Source organism: Bradyrhizobium algeriense (assembly GCF_036924595.1).
Taxonomy (GTDB): domain Bacteria; phylum Pseudomonadota; class Alphaproteobacteria; order Rhizobiales; family Xanthobacteraceae; genus Bradyrhizobium; species Bradyrhizobium algeriense.
The window spans coordinates 6,523,087-6,540,868 of the sequence record NZ_JAZHRV010000001.1 but is presented as its reverse complement, the minus strand read 5'-3'; the positions used below and the strand labels follow the sequence as shown (position 1 = coordinate 6,540,868).

Below are 17,782 nucleotides of genomic sequence, written 5' to 3'. Positions count from 1 at the left end.
GCGACGCCGTCCTTCGGACGACTATGCCCGGCCATGACGACCATCTTTTGCCGCTCGTGCATCACTTGTGGATCAGCGTGCCGGTGCCCTGGTTGGTGAACAATTCGAGCAGCACCGCATGCTGCGTCTTGCCGTCGATGATGACGACGCCCTGCACGCCCTGTTCCAGCGCGTAGATGCAGGTCTCGACCTTCGGGATCATGCCGCCGGAAATCGTGCCGTCGGCGATCAGTTTTCGCGCGTCCTTCACCGACAGCTCCGGAATCAGCTTCTTCGACTTGTCGAGCACGCCGGGAACGTCGGTCAGGAGCAGCAGCCGCTTCGCCTTCAGCGCGCCCGCCACCGCGCCGGCAAACGTGTCGGCGTTGACGTTGAGCGTCTGGCCGTCATGCGAGGTCGCGAGCGGCGCCAGCACCGGGATCAGCTCATAGCCGATCAATTGATTCAGCAGCGTGAGATCGACCTTGTCTGGGTCGCCGACAAAGCCGAGATCGATCGCCTTTTCGATGTTGGAATCCGGATCGACCATGGTGCGCGACGTCTTCGACGCCTTCACCATATTGCCGTCCTTGCCGCTTAAGCCCACGGCCTTGCCGCCGGCTTCGTTGATGTAGCCGACCAGCTGCTTGTTGACCGAGCCCGCCAGCACCATCTCGACGATCTCGATGGTGGCGGCATCGGTGATGCGAAGCCCGGCGGCGAATTCCGACTGGATGCCGAGCCGCTTGAGCATAGTCGCGATCTGCGGCCCGCCGCCATGCACCACCACCGGATTGATCGCGGTCTGCTCCAAAAGCACGATGTCGCGCGCGAACGCCTTGGCGGTTTCTTCAGCGCCCATGGCATGGCCGCCATATTTAATGACGATGGTTTCCTCGTCATATTGCTGCATATGCGGCAGCGCTTCCGACAGGATGCGGGCCTGATCGAGTGGGCTGATATTCGGCGCTGATGTCATGAAGCGGGGTCTCGCCATTCCAGATGTCGGGGCGGGTTCTATCCGATTGGCGGGCAGGGCGCAAAGTGGGGGATCGCAAAGGCCGTAGCCCGGATGGAGCCAACGGGTCGCGCGAATGCGCGCCCGATGACAGGCTCCGCGAAATCCGGGGCAGTCCCGTCCAATGATGCAGTTTTCCCGGATTGCGCTTCGCTCCATCCGGGCTACGGAATTTTACCCCGCTTCGGCCAGGCCGACGCGACAGCCAGCGCCAGCCAGCTCACAATCAACAGCGTCCCGCCGGTCGGCGCGGCCATCGGAAACAGGCCATGCCCGGCATAATGCCGCAGCGTCAGGTCGCCGGCGAACAGGCTTGCCGCTAGCACGAAGCCGAACGCGGCCACGATCCCGATGCGGCCATGGACAACCCCGCGCTCGGCCAGCGCGACGGCACCTAATACCGCGCTGGCATGAAACAGTAGCATCGACGAGGCGGAAGCCAGCCGCGACGCGTCCGCGCCATGGGCGGAGGCGGCTGCCAGCATGACGCCATCGGCGCCCATGATAGCGGCGAGCACGATCAGGATGCGGGCCGTGCGGTTCATCGGGCGCGCTCGTGCAATAGGCGCACCATCGCGGCGCGCAATTCCGGCATTCCGGCGCCGGAGCGCGAGGACGTTACCAATACTTCCGGAAACGCCGCCGGATGCTTGGCGAGCGCCGCCGTGGCTTGCTCGATGTTCTTCTCCAGCTCAGTCGCCTTCACCTGATCCGCCTTGGTCAGCACCACCTGATAGCTCACGGCGGATTTATCCAGCGTCTTGAGCACGTCCTGGTCGACATCCTTGATGCCGTGGCGCGCGTCGATCAGCACATAGACCCGCGCCAGCGTGGCGCGTCCCTGCAGGAATTGATGGATCAGCTTGGTCCATGACGCGACCTGCGTCTTGGGCGCCGAGGCGTAGCCATAGCCGGGCATGTCGACCAGCCGCAGTCCTGCGCTGTCGGGACCGTCGAAGAAGATCAGTTCCTGGGTGCGGCCCGGCGTATGCGAGGTGCGCGCCAACGCGTTGCGGCCGGTAAGCGCATTGATCAGGCTCGATTTGCCGACATTGGAGCGGCCGGCGAACGCCACTTCCACGCCCGCCATCGGCGGCAGGGTCTCGATCGAGGGCGAGGCCCAGACGAACTTCCAGTCGCCGGCGAAGAGTTTTCGGCCCTCTTCGATCAGCTTCGCATCGATGTCAGCGTTCATGCGAAGGTTCTCGGTTTCACGCCGTCATTGCGAGGAGCGTAGCGACGAAGCAATCCATCTATCCCCGTGATGAGGTATGGATTGCTTCGCTTCGCTCGCAATGACGGAGTGCATTGCGCGCAAACGCGATTATCACGTCTTCTCGACGGCCTTCTTGGGCGCGAACGTCGCCTTGATGTTGTCGAACAGCTCCACCTTCACGCCGTTCTTGCGCATGATGTAGCTCTGCTGCAGGACCGAGAGCAGGTTATTCCAGGCCCAGTAGATCACCAGACCCGCCGGGAAGCCCGCCAGCATGAAGGTGAAGATCAGCGGCATCCAGTCGAAGATCATCTTCTGGGTCGGATCCGGCGGCGTCGGGTTCAGCTTCATCTGGAACCACATCGTGATGCCCATGATGATCGGCCAGACGCCGAGCGCGAGATAAAATCCGATCACCGGTATATGCGTCGGATCGAAGGGCAGCAAACCGAACAGGTTGAACAGGTTGGTCGGATCGGGGGCCGAGAGGTCCTTGATCCAGCCGTAGAACGGGGCGTGGCGCATTTCGATGGTGACGAACAGCACCTTGTAGAGCGAGAAGAACACCGGGATCTGCAGGGCGACGGGAAGACAGCCGGCGATCGGGTTGATCTTCTCCTTGCGGTAGATCTCCATCATCTCCTGCTGCTGCTTCTGGCGGTCGTCCGGATAGCGCTCCTTCAGCGCGGCCAGTTGCGGCTGCACCGACTTCATCTTCGCCATCGAGGCATAGGATTTGTTGGCGAGCGGGAAGAACAGCAGCTTCACCAGCACCGTCACCAGCAGGATCGAGACGCCGAAATTGCCGACCAGGTGGAAGAAATAGTCGAGCGCCAGGAACATCGGCTTGGTGATGAAGTAGAACCAGCCCCAGTCGATCAAGAGATCGAAATGGTTCAGATCGAGCTGCTTGTTGTAGCCGCCGTGGCCGGCCAGCGGGAAGTTGATGCCGACGACGCCGGCTTCCTTGGCCCCCGCAAACAGCCGCGCATTGGCGCTGCCGGTGCCGCCGATCGCAATGGTCTGCGGATCCTGCAGGTAATCGGTCTGATAGCGAACCTTGGCGCCGGGTTCGGCGAGGAAGCGGGCCTTGAGGCGTGCCGTCGTGTCGGGCAACAGCGCCGCAGCCCAATACTTGTCGGTGATGCCGAGCCAGCCATTCGTGACATTGAACTCAAAACCCCTTCCGCCGCTGCCCAGAACAGGCGCCTCGGCGACGGCCTTGTAGCCGTGCTCCTGCAGGCCCTTGTCACCGAGATAGCCGATCAGGCCTTCATGCAGGATGTAGTAGCCCGAGACCTCAGGCGTGCCGTGGCGGGAGATGAGGGCGAACGGATAGAGCGTGACCGGCGCAGCGCCGACGTTGGTGACGTCGTCCTTGATGGTGAAGAGATAGCGGTCGTCGATCGCAATGGTGCGGCGGAAGGTGAGGCCTTCGCCATTGTCCCATTTCAGCGTCACCGGGGTGCCGGGCGTCAGGCTGCCGGAGCCCTCCTGCTGCCACACCGTCTCACGGTCGGGAAGCCGCGCCGTCGAGCCCGAGGCCGCGACCCAGCCGAACTCGGCATAATAGGGATGAGCCGTGTTCGAAGGCGAGAACAGCACGATCGCGGGCGACTTCGGATCGACGGTATCGCGGAATTTCTCCAGCGACAGGTCGTCGACGCGCGCGCCCTTCAGCGCGATGCTGCCCGAAAGGCGCGGCGTCTCGATCTTGATGCGGGGCGAGGCGGCGATCGCGGCGTCGCGGCTGACGACGGGCGCGGGCGCGCCCGGCTGGCCGGCCGGCGTGGTGGCGGATGGCGCCGAGCCCGGTTGTGGCGTGGTCGATCCCGGTGCCGTCTGCGGCGCCGGCTTGTTGAGCTCGGCCTGGGTCTGGGTTTGCGCGCGCTGCCGCTCCATCTGCGGCATGTTGTAGAAATACTGCCAGGCGATCAGCACGAGGCCGGACAGAATGACGGCGAGGATGGTGTTGCGATTGTCGGTCATCGTTTTTGAGGTCTCGCCATTCAATTCGGAAGTTTGGTCGGCTGCCGGTCGAGGCGATGCAGCGCCGAGCGGAGATCGTCGAGCATGGTTGAGAAGTCGCGGGTGAGCGCGGCCCGGCGGCCTACCAGCACATAATCATGGTGTGGTCGCATGGATATGACGTCCAGCCGCTTCACGAGTTCGCGAAGCCGGCGCCGGATGCGATTGCGCTCGGTGGCAGTACCGTTCTTTTTGGTAACGGTGAAACCGATCCGGATCGGGCCGTCATCGTCGCGGGAGCGGCCCTGCACGACGAAGGCAGCGCTGTTCGCCCGCGTGCCATTGGCAACGGCGAGAAAGTCCGCCCGCTGCCTCAGCCGATCCATGAATGAAATCTCCGGAAGATCCGGCTCAGGCGCTCAGACGCTTGCGGCCGCGCGCACGACGGGCGGCGAGAACCTTGCGACCGCCGGCGGTGGCGAGACGGGCGCGGAAGCCGTGACGGCGCTTGCGCACCAGTTTGCTGGGTTGATAAGTCCGCTTCACGGGTATTTCTCCGCTGACCGGGCAATTTGCCTGTTGGATTGAGATGCGTCCGGTGATGCGGGCCAGCCCGAAAAGGGGCCATTTACGGCCCAAACGAGCCGCCCCCGGTGGAACCGGGCCATCGCGGACAGTTGGCGCGGCTTATACGGGAGCGACCTGTTTTCGTCAATGTCGGGGGTTGCTGCAGCGTCAGTTCTTTGAAACGTCGCAATTGGGGCGAATATATCTGTTTTCGCGGGGTTTTTGTGGGCGAGAAGGCGGCGCGCCCCGACCATCGGAACTCGCGGACATTAGCGATCGGTAATTTGACCGGTCAGGGGCGCAGAACGCATCCTCGGAATCAGTGTACGGGTCAAGACCAGCGCCGGTCCTGTGTCCGGCAGGGCTCCAAACATGGGGCTCCAATCACATAGATATCAAGGCGGATATTCGTGTCAGCGACCGACGACCAGCCGATCCCTCAAGCCCCGCGGTGCACGGGCCCGCGTCGGCTCGGCTTGTCCGGCAAGCTTTTGCTGCTGACCATCCCGCTCGTGATGATCGCGCTCTTGATGATCTACGTGCCTTCGATCGCAAATTTCTGGACCAACCGGCTGAACGACCGCCTCGCGGCGGCCAACACGGCCGCCTTGGTGCTGGATGCGGCCCCCTTGGGGATGGTGCCGGATTCGCTGGCGCGTCAGATCCTGACCAGCGTCGGGGCACGCGCGGTTGCCATCAAGATGGGGCAGCAGCGCCGGATGCTCGCCAGCGCCGATCTGCCGCCGGCGATCGACCGCGACATCGACATGCGGACCCTGACGGTGTGGTCCGCGATCGTCGAATCCTTCGAGACGATGCTGGAGCGAGGCAACCAGACGATTCGCGTGGTGGGGCCTGCGCCCGGCGGCGCGCAATTCATCGAGGTCGTGGTCGATGAAAAGCCGTTGCGGCAGGCGATGTACCGGTTTTCCCGCAATCTGCTGCTGGTCTCGCTGGGGATCGCGATGCTCGCCGCGGGACTGGTCTATCTCGCGCTGCATTATCTGTTCGTCCGCCCGATGCGGCGGCTGACTGCAAATCTGGTCGGCTTCCACGAAAATCCGGAAAGTGCTGCGCGCATCATCGTGCCGAGCCAGCGCGGCGACGAGATCGGCGTGGCGGAACGCGAACTGTCCGACATGCAGCGCGATCTGGTCTCGATGCTCTCGCAGAAGAGCCGGCTCGCCGCGCTCGGCCTTGCGGTGTCGAAGATCAACCACGATCTGCGCAATCTTCTCGCGTCCTCACAATTGCTGTCGGATCAATTGGCCAGCGTGCCGGATCCGCGCGTGCAGCGATTTGCGCCGAAACTGATGCGCTCGCTGGAGCGCGCCATCGACTTCTGCCAGTCGACCCTTTCTTACGGCCGCGCGCAGGAGGCCGAGCCCGACCGCCGCATGATCCAGGTTGAACCCGTGGTGACCGAAGTGCGCGAATCCGCCGGCCTCGCCGCCGATGCCTCGATTACCTGGATCAGCGCGATCGAGCGCTCGCTTTCGATCGACGCCGATCCCGACCAGCTGTTTCGCGTGCTGCTCAACCTGGTGCGCAATGCCGCCCAGGCGCTGGAAAGCGCCAAGGGCGATGCCGCGACCTTGCAGATCCGCATCACCGGCCGCCGCGAAGGCTCGGTCGCGATCATCGAGGTGTCCGACACCGGCCCCGGTGTGCCGGCGAAGGCGCGCGAGCATTTGTTCGAGGCGTTCCAGACCTCCGGCCGCCTCGGCGGCAGCGGGCTGGGGCTTGCAATCGCCGCCGAACTGGTGCGCGCCCATGGCGGCGACATCCACCTGGTTGAGGGCACCATCGGCGCCACCTTCCGGATCTCGATCCCCGACCGCCCGGTGGAACTGCAGAGCATCCGCAACGAGCGGGCGCGGGCGTAACTCAGGCGCCAGGTCATTATTCCGGCTCGCAGGCCCGGCTTCATGCAAATCACTGCAGCTTGACGCCTGCCGCCTTGCCGACCTGCGCCCACTTCTCCATCTCGGCCTTCACATGTGCCGCAAACTCTGCGCCCGTGCTGCCGACCGTGGTTGCGCCCTGAAGGGCGAGCTTGTCCTTGACCTCGGCCGAGTTCAACGCCTCGGTAGCCGCTGAATAGATTTTGGCGGCGACGTCGGCTGGAATGCCGCTCGGCGCCACCAGCCCATACCAGTTGTTGGCGAGCACTTGCGGCATGCCGAGCTCGGCCGTCGTCGGCACATCTGGCGCGCTCGGGGCACGCCGGGCGCTGCCGATGGCGAGCGCACGGAGTTTGCCGGCCGTGACGTTGCCGAGCAGCACGGGAATGTCGGCGAACATCATGTTGACGTGACCGCCGAGCAGGTCGTTCACGGCGGGTGCGGCGCCGCGATACGGCACGTGCTCGATGTCGACGCTCGCCGACACCTTGAGCAATTCGCCTGCCATGTGCGGCACGCCGCCGACGCCGGTCGAGGCGAAATTGAGCTTGCCCGGTTTCGACTTGGCGAGCGCGATCAGTTCGCCGAATGTCTTCGCCGGGACGTTGTCGGCGACAACAAGCAATTCGGGAACCTCGACGACCTGCGTCAGGAGCTTCAAGTCCTTGTGCACGTCGTACGGCATCGTCTCGGAAAGCACCGGCGTGATCGCGAGCGGGCCGGCGCTTGAAAGGCCGATGGTGTAGCCGTCGGGCTCCGCTTTCGCGACCGCGGCTATTCCCGTCACGCCGCCGGCGCCGGCACGGCTTTCGATGATGATCGGCTGGCCCAGCAGAGGCGCCATCTTCTCCGTCAGCACACGCGCGATCGTGTCGGCCGGACCTCCGGCCGGAAACGGTACGACCAGCTTGATCGGCTTGTTGGGATAGGACTGCGCCTGTGCCATTTGCGGCCCGACCAGAAGCGCGGCCACGATCATCCCGCGAACAAGACTTCGCATCATTACTTTCCTCCCATGTGCGAGGCGCTTGCTGCACCTCGTTTCATTGTTTGGTGCGTTACAGCTTCGCGATCCATGCCACGATGGCGTCGACGACGGCGCCCGGCTGCTCCGGGATCAGCGCGTGGCTGGCGTTCGGAATCACGACGACGGACACGCGCTCGCCGAACTCCGCGCGGCTTTCGTTCCACTTCTCCTTCGGCTTGAACGGATCGCGGTCGGGAACCAGATCGAGCATCGGCACCGTGCCGGCCTGCCAGTATTCGGCCTGTTTCGTCGCGGATGCAGCCACGCCCTGCGCCTTGTTCGCCGCCGGTGCCCAGCCGCGGAGCCACACAGAGGCGTCATGGGCCGGAAGGAAGAAGCCCTTGCGCAAGGCCGTGAGGCGCTGCTCGTCCGGCAGGCTCGCATCGGCGGATTGCTGCACGACGGCGCGCAGTTCGTCCGGGAACGTTCTGGCGGCGGCCGCCATGAGAACGATGCCGCGCACGAGCGCGGGATGGTCGGTGGCGGTCATGCGCGCAACCCAGTTGCCGTAGGCATGACCGGCGATCACGGCCGGGCCTGCGTTCTCGCGGGCGATGACATGCGCGACATCGCGGGCGAGATCCTGCATCCGGATGCCTTCGAGCGGGCCCGTACTCCGGCCGGCGCCCCGCGGCTGCGGCCGGAGGGCGCGATAGCCGGCCGGTGCAAGCCGGGACGCGACATCGTCGAAGTCCTCGGAGTCGCGGCCGCGCGACGGCAGCATGACGATCAGCGGCCCGCGCCCTTCGGCGATGAGATCGATTTCGATGTTGTCATAGCGCACGATTTCGCGGCTGCGCGTCACCTCGGCGGACGCCGCCGGGCCAGCCATTACCGGCCCCATCGCGGCCAAAGCGACCATGCTACGCATAAGTACATAGTTATAACCTATCGGGCCCATGCCGGTTACTTGACGTCCATGTCGACGCGCACGACGTCGCCGCGGTAGATGCCCTTCGACACCAGCACCAGCCGTCCCCGCTGATCCACCGCCGAGCGATCGACAAAACAGATCGGCGCATTCAGCGGCAATCCGAGCAGTTCCGAGACTTCCAGATCCGAACTGCCGATCGTCATGGTCTGACGTGCGCTTTCGATCTGCACGCCGGGAATGCTCGCGGCGAGGCGCATCGCGGTCAGCGTGGTGACGGCGCGCTTCGGCAGGCGGCTCGCCAGGCCTGCGTCGATATAGACCTCGGCGATAAGGAACGCCCGCCCGTCGCGGGAGTGGCGGCGCCGCAGCCGCCGGTAGGTCCGCGATATCGTGCCGATATCGTGCGGCCATCGCTCGGGCGCAGGAACCAGCGCATCCTCGAGCACCTCGATCGTCGCGCCGTCGCGCGTGTTCAACATGCCGCGGAGGTCGGTCGTCACGTCGAGCCAGACATGCGCCCGGGCCTTGTTCGTGACGAACGTGCCCTTGGCGCGATAGCGCGAGACGAGGCCTTCGTCCTCGAGCAGGCCGAGCGCCTGGCGGATTGTTGCACGCGCGACGCCGCATTCGGCCATCAGCGCTTCGATGGTCGGGATCTGCGCGCCGGCGGCCCACTGGCCGGACATGATGCGGCTGCGGAACAGGGTCGCGAGCTGGATGTAGCGCGCCACGGCGCTACGGCTCAAAGGTACTCCGGCGTCGGTCAGGCTCGCCACGGCTTTCCCCCGGCTGGCAGTTCGAATTGACAAAAGTCCGTATATATGACCTTTACCGCGAAAGGAAGGCCCTTGAAGCGGCCTGCATTCTCGACGGGCGAAAGCATGAAACTGCATTGGTCTCCACGGTCGCCATTCGTGCGAAAGGTGATGGTCGCCGCGCACGAACTTGGCCTCGCCGAAAAAATCGAATGCGTGCGTAGCGTCGCGGCGATGAGCAAGCCCAACGCGGCGATCATGCTGGACAATCCGTTGAGCAAGATCCCGGCGCTGGTTCTCGGGGACGGCACGGTCCTGGTCGATTCGGCGGTCATCGTCGAATATCTCGACAGCCTCGCCGGAGGCGGCCAGTTGATCGCGCCGGCGGGTCGGCAGCGCTGGCTGGTGCTGAGCCGCCAGGCCCTCGCCGACGGCCTGCTCGACCTGCTCGTGCTCTGGCGCAACGAGCGCGACAAGCCGGCCGGCCGGCAGACGCACGAGTGGCTCGACGCCTTCGCCGTCAAGGCCGCCGCCACGCTCGACCGCCTGGAGGCGGAGGCAGCCGCACTGGAGAGCGAACCGTTCGGAATCGGGCACATCGCGGTCGGCTGCGCGCTCTCCTATCTGGACTTCCGCTTTGCCGATCTCGCGTGGCGCGAGGGCCGGCCCCGGCTGGCGGCGTGGCAGGCCACGTTCGCGGCGCGCCCGTCGGCCCGGGCGACGGAAATCGTCGATGGCTGAGGCGGCGCAACCACGCACGGGTCCATTGACGCACATCCGCGTGCTCGACCTCGGGCGCATCATGGCGGCGCCCTGGGCGACGCAGATTCTCGCCGACCTCGGCGCCGACGTCATCAAGATCGAGCGGCCGGGCGCAGGCGACGATACGCGCGCCTGGGGGCCGCCGTTTCTTAAGGGCCGGGAGGGCAGCGCCACCGGTGAAAGCGGCTATTTCCTCTCGGTCAATCGCGGCAAGCGATCGGTTGCCGTCGACATCGCGACCGCCGAGGGCCAGCAATTGATCCGCGCCATGGCGCAGCGATGCGATGTCGTGATCGAGAATTTCAAGGTCGGCGCTCTCGCGAAGTACGGTCTCGATGCGGCGTCGTTGCGCGGGCTGAAGCCGTCGCTCGTCTACTGTTCGGTCACCGGTTTCGGCCAGGACGGTCCGAGGAGCCAGAACGCCGCATACGACTTCGCGATCCAGGCCATGGGCGGCCTGATGAGCGTGACCGGCGAGCGCGACGGCGAACCCGGCGGCGGCCCGCAGAAGGTCGGCGTTCCCGTTGTCGATCTGATGACGGGCATGTACGCGACTGTGGCCATTCTTGCGGCACTCGCACGACGCGCCGAGACGGGGCATGGCGAGACCATCGACCTCGCCATGCTCGATGTCGCGGCGGCGTTCCTCGCCAACCAGGCGATGAATCATCTAGTCTCCGGCAAAACGCCGCAGCGCGGCGGCAACCGCCATCCCAACATCCAGCCGCAGGACGTGTTTGCGGCGTCCGACGGACATTTCGTGCTCGCGGTCGGCAATGACGGTCAGTTCGCAAGGCTGTGCGAGGTGATCGGCGACGCTGGTCTCGCGCGCGACCCGCGCTTCGCGACCAACGCGGCCCGCGTCCGCGCCAATGCCGACCTGACGGCGCTGTTGTCCGGGGCCTTCGCCGCGTGGCAGCGGGACGCGCTCGTTGCGGCGCTGGACGCCGCCGGCGTGCCGGCCGCGCCGATCAACACCATCCCTCAAGTCTTTGCCGATCCCCAACTGCAACATCGCGGGATGCTGCGGCACCTGGCGCATCCGCTCGCCGGCAGCGTCCCCCAGGTCGTGAGCCCGATCAGGCTCGCCGATGCGCCGTTGCGCTTCGACCGGGCGCCGCCCCTGCTCGGTCAACATACGCAGGAGGTGCTGCGCGAACTCGGGCTGCTCGCGGCAGGCGCATCGTGACCGGCGTCGAGGACCAGCGCCCGCGCATTCCACTGCTCGACGTCGCAGACATGAACGCCGAGCAGCGCCGTCTCCACGACTCGGTCGTGTCGGGTCCGCGCGGGCAGATGATCGGTCCGTTGCGCGCCGCGATCCACAGCCCGGAGCTGGCGTCGGCATGGTCGGTGCTCGGCGAGTTTCTGCGCTACCGCACCTGTTTGCCGGCACGCCTCAACGAACTCGCGATCATCGTGACGGGACGGCGTTGGACAGCGCAGGTGGAGTGGTGGGTGCATGCGCGCGCCGCGGTAGCGGCGGGCCTGAAGCAGCAGATCGTCGATACCATCGCAGCCCTCGAAAGCCCGGCGTTCGACGACGCGGCGGAGTTCGAGGTCTACGAGTTCGCGCGCGCTTTGCAGCAGACCGGGCGCGTGCCGGCAGACACGTATGACGCCGTATTGCGCCGCTGGGGCGCGCGCGGCGCGGTCGAGCTGACGGCCGTGATCGGCTATTACACGATGGTGGCGCAGACGTTGAATGCGCACCAATTGCCGTTACCCGAGGGCGCGACGGGTCTGGAGCCCGAGACGATCCTGGTCACCCTGCTGCCGGGTCGCCACGGGAGCGCGTCGTGACGGCGGCCGGCTTCGAGACCGTTCCGGCGCCGAACGCCAGCGTGCCGGGCTGGGCGCTGCCGCCCGGCGCGTGCGATGCGCATTTTCACGTGTTCGGCCCGCACGATCGCTTCCCTCCGGCGGCGCGGCCGGTCTACGCGCTTCCCGACGCGACGCCGCAGGTCGCGGCCGCCCTGCGCCGGACGCTTCGCCTGACGCGCGGCGTGCTGGTTCAGCCGGCGCCCTATGGCAGCCATCCCGATGCAATGCTGAGCGCCATCGCGGACGCGCCCGACACGCTCCGCGGCATTGCGGTCGCATATCCCGGCGTCGACACCGGCACACTCGCGGCCTGGCGCGCCGCGGGCATCGTCGGGCTCCGCTTCGTCGAAATGCGCGCACCGGATGGGAACCGTTATCCCGGCAGCGTCGGCTTCGATGCCATCGGGGTGCTGGCGCCGCGCATGCGGGCGGTTGGCCTTCACGCCCAGCTATGGGCCAGGGCGGATGTTCTCGCGGACTGGCTGCCGCATTTGCTGCGGTCGAACGTGCCGCTGGTGCTGGACCACATGGCGTGTCCTGACCGGCTGTACGGGCCTAATGCCGCTGCCTTCAGATCCATTCGCGCGCGCCTCGCCGACAGCGACGTCTGGGCCAAGCTGACGGTTTGCCGTGTGTCGCAACAACCCGGGCATAACGATGCGCGCGTCTTCCACGACGCCCTGATCGCCGCTGCGCCGGAACGTGTCGTGTGGGGGTCTGACTGGCCCTATGTGCGCATGAACCCGGCGCCGAATGCCGGTCAAATGCTCGATCTCCTGCGCCGCTGGGTGCCCGATCCGGTGCAGCGCACCCGCATTCTTGTCGACAATCCGGCTAGCCTCTACGGCTTCGAAAGGACTACCCCATGAAAGGTCTCGAAACGCTCGAACGTTTCCGCATCGACGTCACCGATCACGTCGCGACGCTGACGATCACAGCGCCGCCGGTGAACTCGCAGGATCGCAAGTTTCGCGAAGAGATCATCCGGATTTTCGACGTGCTCGGCGCCGAGATCGACGTGCGCGCGATCGTGCTGACAGGCGACGGCAAGATTTTCTCGGCCGGTGCGGATCTGTCGGAGCGCCCCGCGCTGCTGCAGGAGCCGGGCGGCTATTCGCGTCACAACCGTCTGGTGCGTGCCTCGTTCGATTGCGTGATGGAATGCCCGAAGCCGGTGATCGCGGCCGTCAACGGCGCGGCGATCGGCGCCGGTTGCGTGCTCGCCCTCGTCTCCGACATCCTCGTCATCGCCGAGGAAGCCTACATGTCCATGACCGAGGTCGACTACGGGCTCGCAGGCGGCGTCCGCCACGTCTTGCGCTCGTTCAGCCCGTCGGATGCGCGCCTGATGATCTATACGGCCAAGCGCATGTCGGGCGCCGAACTCTACCGCATGAACGTCGCGTCCGTCTGTGTGCCGCGCGAGCGCGTCGTGGCCGAGGCGCAGGCGATCGGCAAGACGATCGCGGAGAAGGTGCCGCTCGCGGTCGTCGCGGCCAAGCGTTCGTTCGGATTGACCGAGGAACTGCCGCTGCGCGACGGCTATCGCTACGAGCAGAGCCAGACAGCGGCGCTGGCCGAAACCGAGGACACGAAGGAGGCGCTCGCGGCGTTCCGCGAGAAGCGCAAGCCGGTGTTCAAGGGGCGGTGAGGCGCCCGCGGGGGCCTACGGATCCCGCTGCGTCGGACGGCTATCCGGGCGGGGCCCCGCCACCGCCAAATTCTTGCTTGCGACGGCTGCAAATCACGCGTGGCCGGCGGCATGTCCCGGCTGGGGCATCGCGGTGCGACGGACCGGTAATTATTTATAATTACAAGTAAATTTCGGATGCGCTCCGCTGGGCACCCGGAAATGACGTCAAATTGTCGGCCTCCGTTTCGGCCGGCAAATCGCACGAAGCGGACCTTGCAAAGCGGGGCCGGAGCAGGTAGCTAAAGCGCTCTTTCGCGACCGTCCGGACCTTATTCGGACGCATCCGGGCCCCTTAAGCCCAAATGCCAAGCGAAACGCGCCCGTAGCTCAGCTGGATAGAGCACCAGACTACGAATCTGGGGGTCAGGAGTTCGAATCTCTTCGGGCGCGCCACTTCGGGTACAAAACTGGGCACTCCAAAACCCTGCCGATTTTGCGCTGGACGCCGCGACAAGGGTGCGCAACAGCACGCTTTTTGACCCCATGATGCGAACCTCTTTCGCGTCCACGTCGATGCGCTGGGCCAGCGCGCGCAGGTGGTCGCGGCGGTAGCCACCTGACTCGGTGCGCATGCGCCTGCGGGCATGGCTGGCGAAGGTTTTGAGCGCGGCGCGCATTCTCCTTCATCGCCCGCAGCGTGTGCTTGGCGTTCTCCTTGGATTGGTATTCGTCGAACAGCGCCCGGCCCAAATCGACCGCAGCGACTCGTCGCTTTTATCTTGCCATCAAGCTCGACCGCCTCGCCGAACCGATGCCGGACACGTCGCAGGCCCGTCAAGGCTCGCACTGCGCGCGCCCGGCTCCGCCGGCTTGCGGCCTTGACTGGCCAGCGCCGGTCCGGCTGTTGGCTGCCAAGCGCTCACGGCTTCGCGTCCCGACGCCCACGCCAGCCTGCTGAAGCTGCCACCCCCTCAAATTATTTTTTGTGCCGCGACCCCGGCGCCGGGTTTGCGCCCTCTTGTCTGGGTGAATGCGCCATAGCGGCGCGTCACGAACCGGAGCACAGAACCATGTGGTATAGGAAGAACGTTGGCGGGTGGGAGCGCGCGGCCAGGCTGATCGGCGGGGGCTTGATGCTCATCTGCGGCGTGGTTGCGCTGCACGCTTCGCCGCTCGGGCTACTGCTCAGCGGCGCGGGTGTCGTGACGCTGGTCACCGGCGTGTTCGGCTATTGCCCAGCCTGCGCCATCGCCGGGCGCGAGCCACTGAAGGGGTGACTGCCTTGGCGCGCGTATCAGACGATCTCTTGCTCGCGGCACGGTCGGGTGACCGGCACGCGCTGACACAGCTATTGGTGGCGCTGCAGCCGGACATTCGACGCTACGCCCGGCGCCTTTGCTACCGCACCTCGGTTATCGAAGATGTGGTGCAAGAAGCACTCATCGTCGTGTACCGGCGCGTGGGCACGATCCGCAGTCCAGCCGCACTCGCCGGCTGGCTGCTGACCATCATCGCGCGCCTTTGCATGCTGCCGGCGCTGATGCTGATGCGCGGAGTCGAGGAGCTCGCCAGCCTGGAAGAGTCACGCGAGCTCGCAAAGGTCCCGCCGGACGAGTTGCGCATAGACTTGGTCAATGCGATCGAGTCGCTTTCGCCGTCCCATCGCGAAGTGCTGCTGCTGCGAGATCTCGAAGATCTGACGATTTGGGAAATCGCCGGGCGGCTCGGCGTGACGCGCGAAGCGGCCAAAAGCCGCCTGCGCCGCGCCCGCACACTGGTGCGCGAATACCTGCTCGGCACAAAGGACAGCGGACGAGAGAGCACATGAATTACTTTCGTGGAGTCGGCATGTTCGGGAGCGCCTTCCTGGGCGCACACCTGATGCGCGGCGCAGCTGCGGCGGCGCTACTCGCTTGGGCTATCGTCTACCAGACCGCGCACCCTTGGCTATCCTTGGGCGCGGGCGTTGCCGCCCTCGTCGCGCTACGCGGATGCCCGATGTGCTGGACAGTGGGCCTGGTCGAGACGCTTTCGCAAGGCCGTCGTGATTCAACGATCAGATAGTTGTTGGCGTGCGTGAGCCGGCGCCTCGATGGGGGGCTGGCGCGCCACGGTCGATGAAGATGGGCACTTCCTTCGCGATCGCGCTATGATGTGGGAGGGGCGTGGGAGCACGCAATGTCGAAAGCAATTGCCGTCTTGGGCTCCGCTCTGTTCTTCGTCATTGCGCCGTTGGCGCTGGCAGGCTTCGTCCCCTGGTGGGTCACGCAGTGGGAATTTCGGCCAGCTTTTTTCGGCGTCGATCTAACCCGCATCCTCGGCGGTATATTGATCATCGTCGGAGTGCCCGGACTTGTGGATTCATTTGCCCGTTTTGCGCTGGAGGGGCTGGGGACGCCCGCCCCGATCGCGCCGACACAAAAGCTCGTAGTGACTGGCCTTTATCGCTACGTGCGAAATCCGATCTACATCGCCGTCGTCGCAGTCATTTTTGGTCAGGCCCTTTTGTTTGGTGACTGGCGTCTCCTCTGGTACGGCGCGCTACTCTGGCTTTTTTTTCATGTCTTTGTGGTGATGTACGAAGAACCGACGCTCAAGCAAACATTCGGCACGGAGTACGAGAGCTTTCGGACTAATGTGCCGCGCTGGATTCCGCGGTTGACGCCATGGCGAGCCGCATAAAGGATCGCTGCAAGCGGCTCGATGCCGGCTGCAACAAACAGTGCGAGACGGCGAAGCGTAGCAAGCGCGCCTAGCGGCCTCGCCCCGGAGGGCCCACTACCTTAGCCGCCAGGTCGAAATAACGCATGGGCCGGGCAACTGCTCCGCGCGCCGTGTCTTTCCGCGCCAAATAGGGCTTGCTTATTGGGGTACTTCCGCCATCGGCGTGGGCGCGGGCCCGTGATCGCAGATGGGGCACACCGTGACTGCGTGTGGAGCCCGCAATCGCGGTGATGAAGCGTAGCGCTTAATCGTAGGCCTTCGCTTTTTCAGCTAGGGCGGCGTGTCGTAGGCTCCCACATCATAGCGCGATCGCGAAGGAGTAGTGCCCATCTTCATCGACCGTGGCGCGCCACTTCGGAATACGCTATCGCAGCCAAAATCGGCCGCTTCTTTGATTGAACCCGTCACGAATTGAGTGCGCTGTCACCGTAATACGCCTGCCTACCAAGGAAGCCCGAAGCTTAAAGCACCAAGCTTTTCCAATGGCGTCAGAACTTGTAGCTCAACCCTCCGCGAACGACATCGATGCTGAGCTCGTAATTAACCGGCACCGCACCGCGAATTAGGTTAGGGTAAGTTGCCGAGCCGAATCCATAATGTAGATATTCGGCGCGCAGCAGGAGATTTTGCCAAAGTCTGTATTCCACGCCGCCACCGGCCGTCCATCCGAAATGGTCATTGAAAAAGGTGTTTGAGAAACTGTCCACCACCGTGCCGTTGATGCTGAGGGTTGCCGAGCCGGTTGCCGAATCGTGCGCCCACCCAAAGCCGGCAGTCCCGTAGAACAGCCAATCCGGCGTCAGAAGAAAGCCGGCGCGTGCCCGTGCCGAGCCGAAATAATCGACTTTTGATGAGACTGTAACTGTCTCGCTGACGAAAGCCCCGCCAATCACAGCGGTGCCTGTGATGCTTTGCGAATGCCTTAAGTCGGCGCCAGAGAAGTCAACTTCGAGGCCTCCGACGATGCTGCCGTATTGCCAGTTGTAGCCGGCTTGGCCGCCGAACACGCCGCCCCTGGGCGATGGGTTCGAGAACGGGGAGATGTCGCCGGCTACGTTGTCATGGCCCCAGCCGTAACCGCCATGGATGCCGAGATAAAAGCCACTCCATTGCGCCGGCAACGGTCCCGCAAGAGCGGGCGCCTTGACGGCCAAGTCGGCCGCGAAGGCCGGGCCGGCAAGAATTAACGTGGCCGCAACGAAACCCAGTTCCTTCGTCATGTGCAACTCCGTCCCTACCAAGCCGTGGCTCAGCGACCCGAGTCGCCGCAGTGACGTAGCAACAATGTAACATTCCCGATTGGCGATAGCCGGACTGCCGCAATCAGGAGCGATAAGGTGGCCGAGAGCGAGTCTGCTTTATGTTTGTGTCTAGAGTTGGCCCATCAGCGGATAAGGGCAGACCGTGCGGCAAGCCGACCGAGCACGTCGAGCAGTTGGAGTTGGGAGTTGCAGAAATACGTAATGGTGTCTCCCTAATCCCGGATCGGTCGCGCCTGGGGCCGCTGTCCTCATCCAAACGACGTCGTGCC

At 65.0% G+C, this 17,782-nt stretch carries 19 protein-coding genes and 1 tRNA gene; 10 read left to right on the top strand and 10 right to left on the bottom strand.

The features are described from left to right. Positions 1-61: 61 nt before the first annotated feature. The 6 genes from argB to rpmH all read right to left on the bottom strand — a co-directional run bounded on the left by argB (position 62) and on the right by rpmH (position 4,727). Positions 62-958, bottom strand: coding sequence for an acetylglutamate kinase (gene argB, locus V1286_RS31525; protein ID WP_334486388.1), 897 nt, complete (start codon positions 956-958; stop codon positions 62-64). 203 nt (positions 959-1,161) lie between these two features. Then, the gene (locus tag V1286_RS31520; RefSeq protein ID WP_334486385.1) at positions 1,162-1,542 is read right to left on the bottom strand and encodes a DUF423 domain-containing protein; all 381 of its coding nucleotides are present in this window, start codon (positions 1,540-1,542) and stop codon (positions 1,162-1,164) included. Then, positions 1,539-2,192, bottom strand: coding sequence for a ribosome biogenesis GTP-binding protein YihA/YsxC (gene yihA / locus V1286_RS31515; protein ID WP_334486384.1), 654 nt, complete (start codon positions 2,190-2,192; stop codon positions 1,539-1,541). The genes V1286_RS31520 and yihA overlap by 4 nt, the downstream gene beginning before the upstream one ends. 132 nt (positions 2,193-2,324) lie before the next feature. Continuing rightward, positions 2,325-4,202 (bottom strand): membrane protein insertase YidC, encoded by a 1,878-nt coding sequence (gene yidC, locus V1286_RS31510; RefSeq protein WP_334486382.1) that lies wholly within the window; start codon positions 4,200-4,202, stop codon positions 2,325-2,327. 20 nt (positions 4,203-4,222) lie between these two features. Further along, positions 4,223-4,567: a ribonuclease P protein component gene (gene rnpA / locus V1286_RS31505; RefSeq protein WP_334486379.1), complete on the bottom strand. Its 345-nt coding sequence runs from the start codon at positions 4,565-4,567 to the stop codon at positions 4,223-4,225. 25 nt (positions 4,568-4,592) lie between these two features. Further along, positions 4,593-4,727 (bottom strand): 50S ribosomal protein L34, encoded by a 135-nt coding sequence (gene rpmH / locus V1286_RS31500; RefSeq protein ID WP_008542748.1) that lies wholly within the window; start codon positions 4,725-4,727, stop codon positions 4,593-4,595. A gap of 431 nt (positions 4,728-5,158) precedes the next feature. On the opposite strand from rpmH, the gene V1286_RS31495 reads away from it, so the two are divergent. Beyond that, positions 5,159-6,634 (top strand): HAMP domain-containing sensor histidine kinase, encoded by a 1,476-nt coding sequence (locus V1286_RS31495; protein WP_334486377.1) that lies wholly within the window; start codon positions 5,159-5,161, stop codon positions 6,632-6,634. A gap of 49 nt (positions 6,635-6,683) precedes the next feature. Here the strand turns inward: V1286_RS31495 and V1286_RS31490 are convergent, their stop codons facing one another. From V1286_RS31490 to V1286_RS31480, 3 genes are all read right to left on the bottom strand, one after another. Further along, complete coding sequence (locus V1286_RS31490; protein ID WP_334486374.1) at positions 6,684-7,655, bottom strand: Bug family tripartite tricarboxylate transporter substrate binding protein; 972 nt, start codon at positions 7,653-7,655, stop codon at positions 6,684-6,686. Positions 7,656-7,710: 55 nt separating this feature from the next. Then, positions 7,711-8,523, bottom strand: a complete 813-nt coding sequence (locus V1286_RS31485; protein WP_334490031.1) for an alpha/beta fold hydrolase — start codon at positions 8,521-8,523, stop codon at positions 7,711-7,713. Positions 8,524-8,585: 62 nt separating this feature from the next. Further along, on the bottom strand, positions 8,586-9,329 hold the full coding sequence (locus V1286_RS31480; RefSeq protein WP_334486372.1) for a GntR family transcriptional regulator: 744 nt from the start codon (positions 9,327-9,329) through the stop codon (positions 8,586-8,588). A 72-nt stretch (positions 9,330-9,401) separates the two neighbouring features. On the opposite strand from V1286_RS31480, the gene V1286_RS31475 reads away from it, so the two are divergent. From V1286_RS31475 to V1286_RS31435, 9 genes are all read left to right on the top strand, one after another. Then, positions 9,402-10,049 carry a glutathione S-transferase family protein gene (locus V1286_RS31475; protein WP_334486370.1) on the top strand — a complete coding sequence of 216 codons (648 nt, stop codon included), beginning with the start codon at positions 9,402-9,404 and terminating at the stop codon, positions 10,047-10,049. Beyond that, positions 10,042-11,259: a CaiB/BaiF CoA transferase family protein gene (locus tag V1286_RS31470; RefSeq protein ID WP_334486367.1), complete on the top strand. Its 1,218-nt coding sequence runs from the start codon at positions 10,042-10,044 to the stop codon at positions 11,257-11,259. Before V1286_RS31475 ends, V1286_RS31470 begins: the two co-directional genes overlap by 8 nt. Continuing rightward, complete coding sequence (locus tag V1286_RS31465; protein WP_334486364.1) at positions 11,256-11,873, top strand: carboxymuconolactone decarboxylase family protein; 618 nt, start codon at positions 11,256-11,258, stop codon at positions 11,871-11,873. Before V1286_RS31470 ends, V1286_RS31465 begins: the two co-directional genes overlap by 4 nt. Then, positions 11,870-12,763, top strand: a complete 894-nt coding sequence (locus V1286_RS31460) for an amidohydrolase family protein (RefSeq protein WP_334486361.1) — start codon at positions 11,870-11,872, stop codon at positions 12,761-12,763. The genes V1286_RS31465 and V1286_RS31460 overlap by 4 nt, the downstream gene beginning before the upstream one ends. Next, positions 12,760-13,545, top strand: a complete 786-nt coding sequence (locus tag V1286_RS31455; protein ID WP_334486358.1) for an enoyl-CoA hydratase/isomerase family protein — start codon at positions 12,760-12,762, stop codon at positions 13,543-13,545. Before V1286_RS31460 ends, V1286_RS31455 begins: the two co-directional genes overlap by 4 nt. 358 nt (positions 13,546-13,903) lie before the next feature. Next, a tRNA-Arg gene (locus V1286_RS31450) sits at positions 13,904-13,980 on the top strand. Positions 13,981-14,597: 617 nt separating this feature from the next. After that, positions 14,598-14,804: a YgaP family membrane protein gene (locus tag V1286_RS31445; RefSeq protein WP_092512150.1), complete on the top strand. Its 207-nt coding sequence runs from the start codon at positions 14,598-14,600 to the stop codon at positions 14,802-14,804. A 5-nt stretch (positions 14,805-14,809) separates the two neighbouring features. Continuing rightward, entirely contained in the window at positions 14,810-15,355 is a 546-nt protein-coding gene (locus V1286_RS31440; protein ID WP_334486355.1) for an RNA polymerase sigma factor, read from the top strand. Between the two features lie 350 nt (positions 15,356-15,705). Further along, positions 15,706-16,209, top strand: coding sequence for a methyltransferase family protein (locus V1286_RS31435; protein ID WP_334486351.1), 504 nt, complete (start codon positions 15,706-15,708; stop codon positions 16,207-16,209). A 530-nt stretch (positions 16,210-16,739) separates the two neighbouring features. On the opposite strand, the gene V1286_RS31430 is transcribed toward V1286_RS31435, so the two are convergent. Further along, complete coding sequence (locus V1286_RS31430; protein ID WP_334486348.1) at positions 16,740-17,471, bottom strand: outer membrane protein; 732 nt, start codon at positions 17,469-17,471, stop codon at positions 16,740-16,742. Positions 17,472-17,782: the final 311 nt, after the last annotated feature.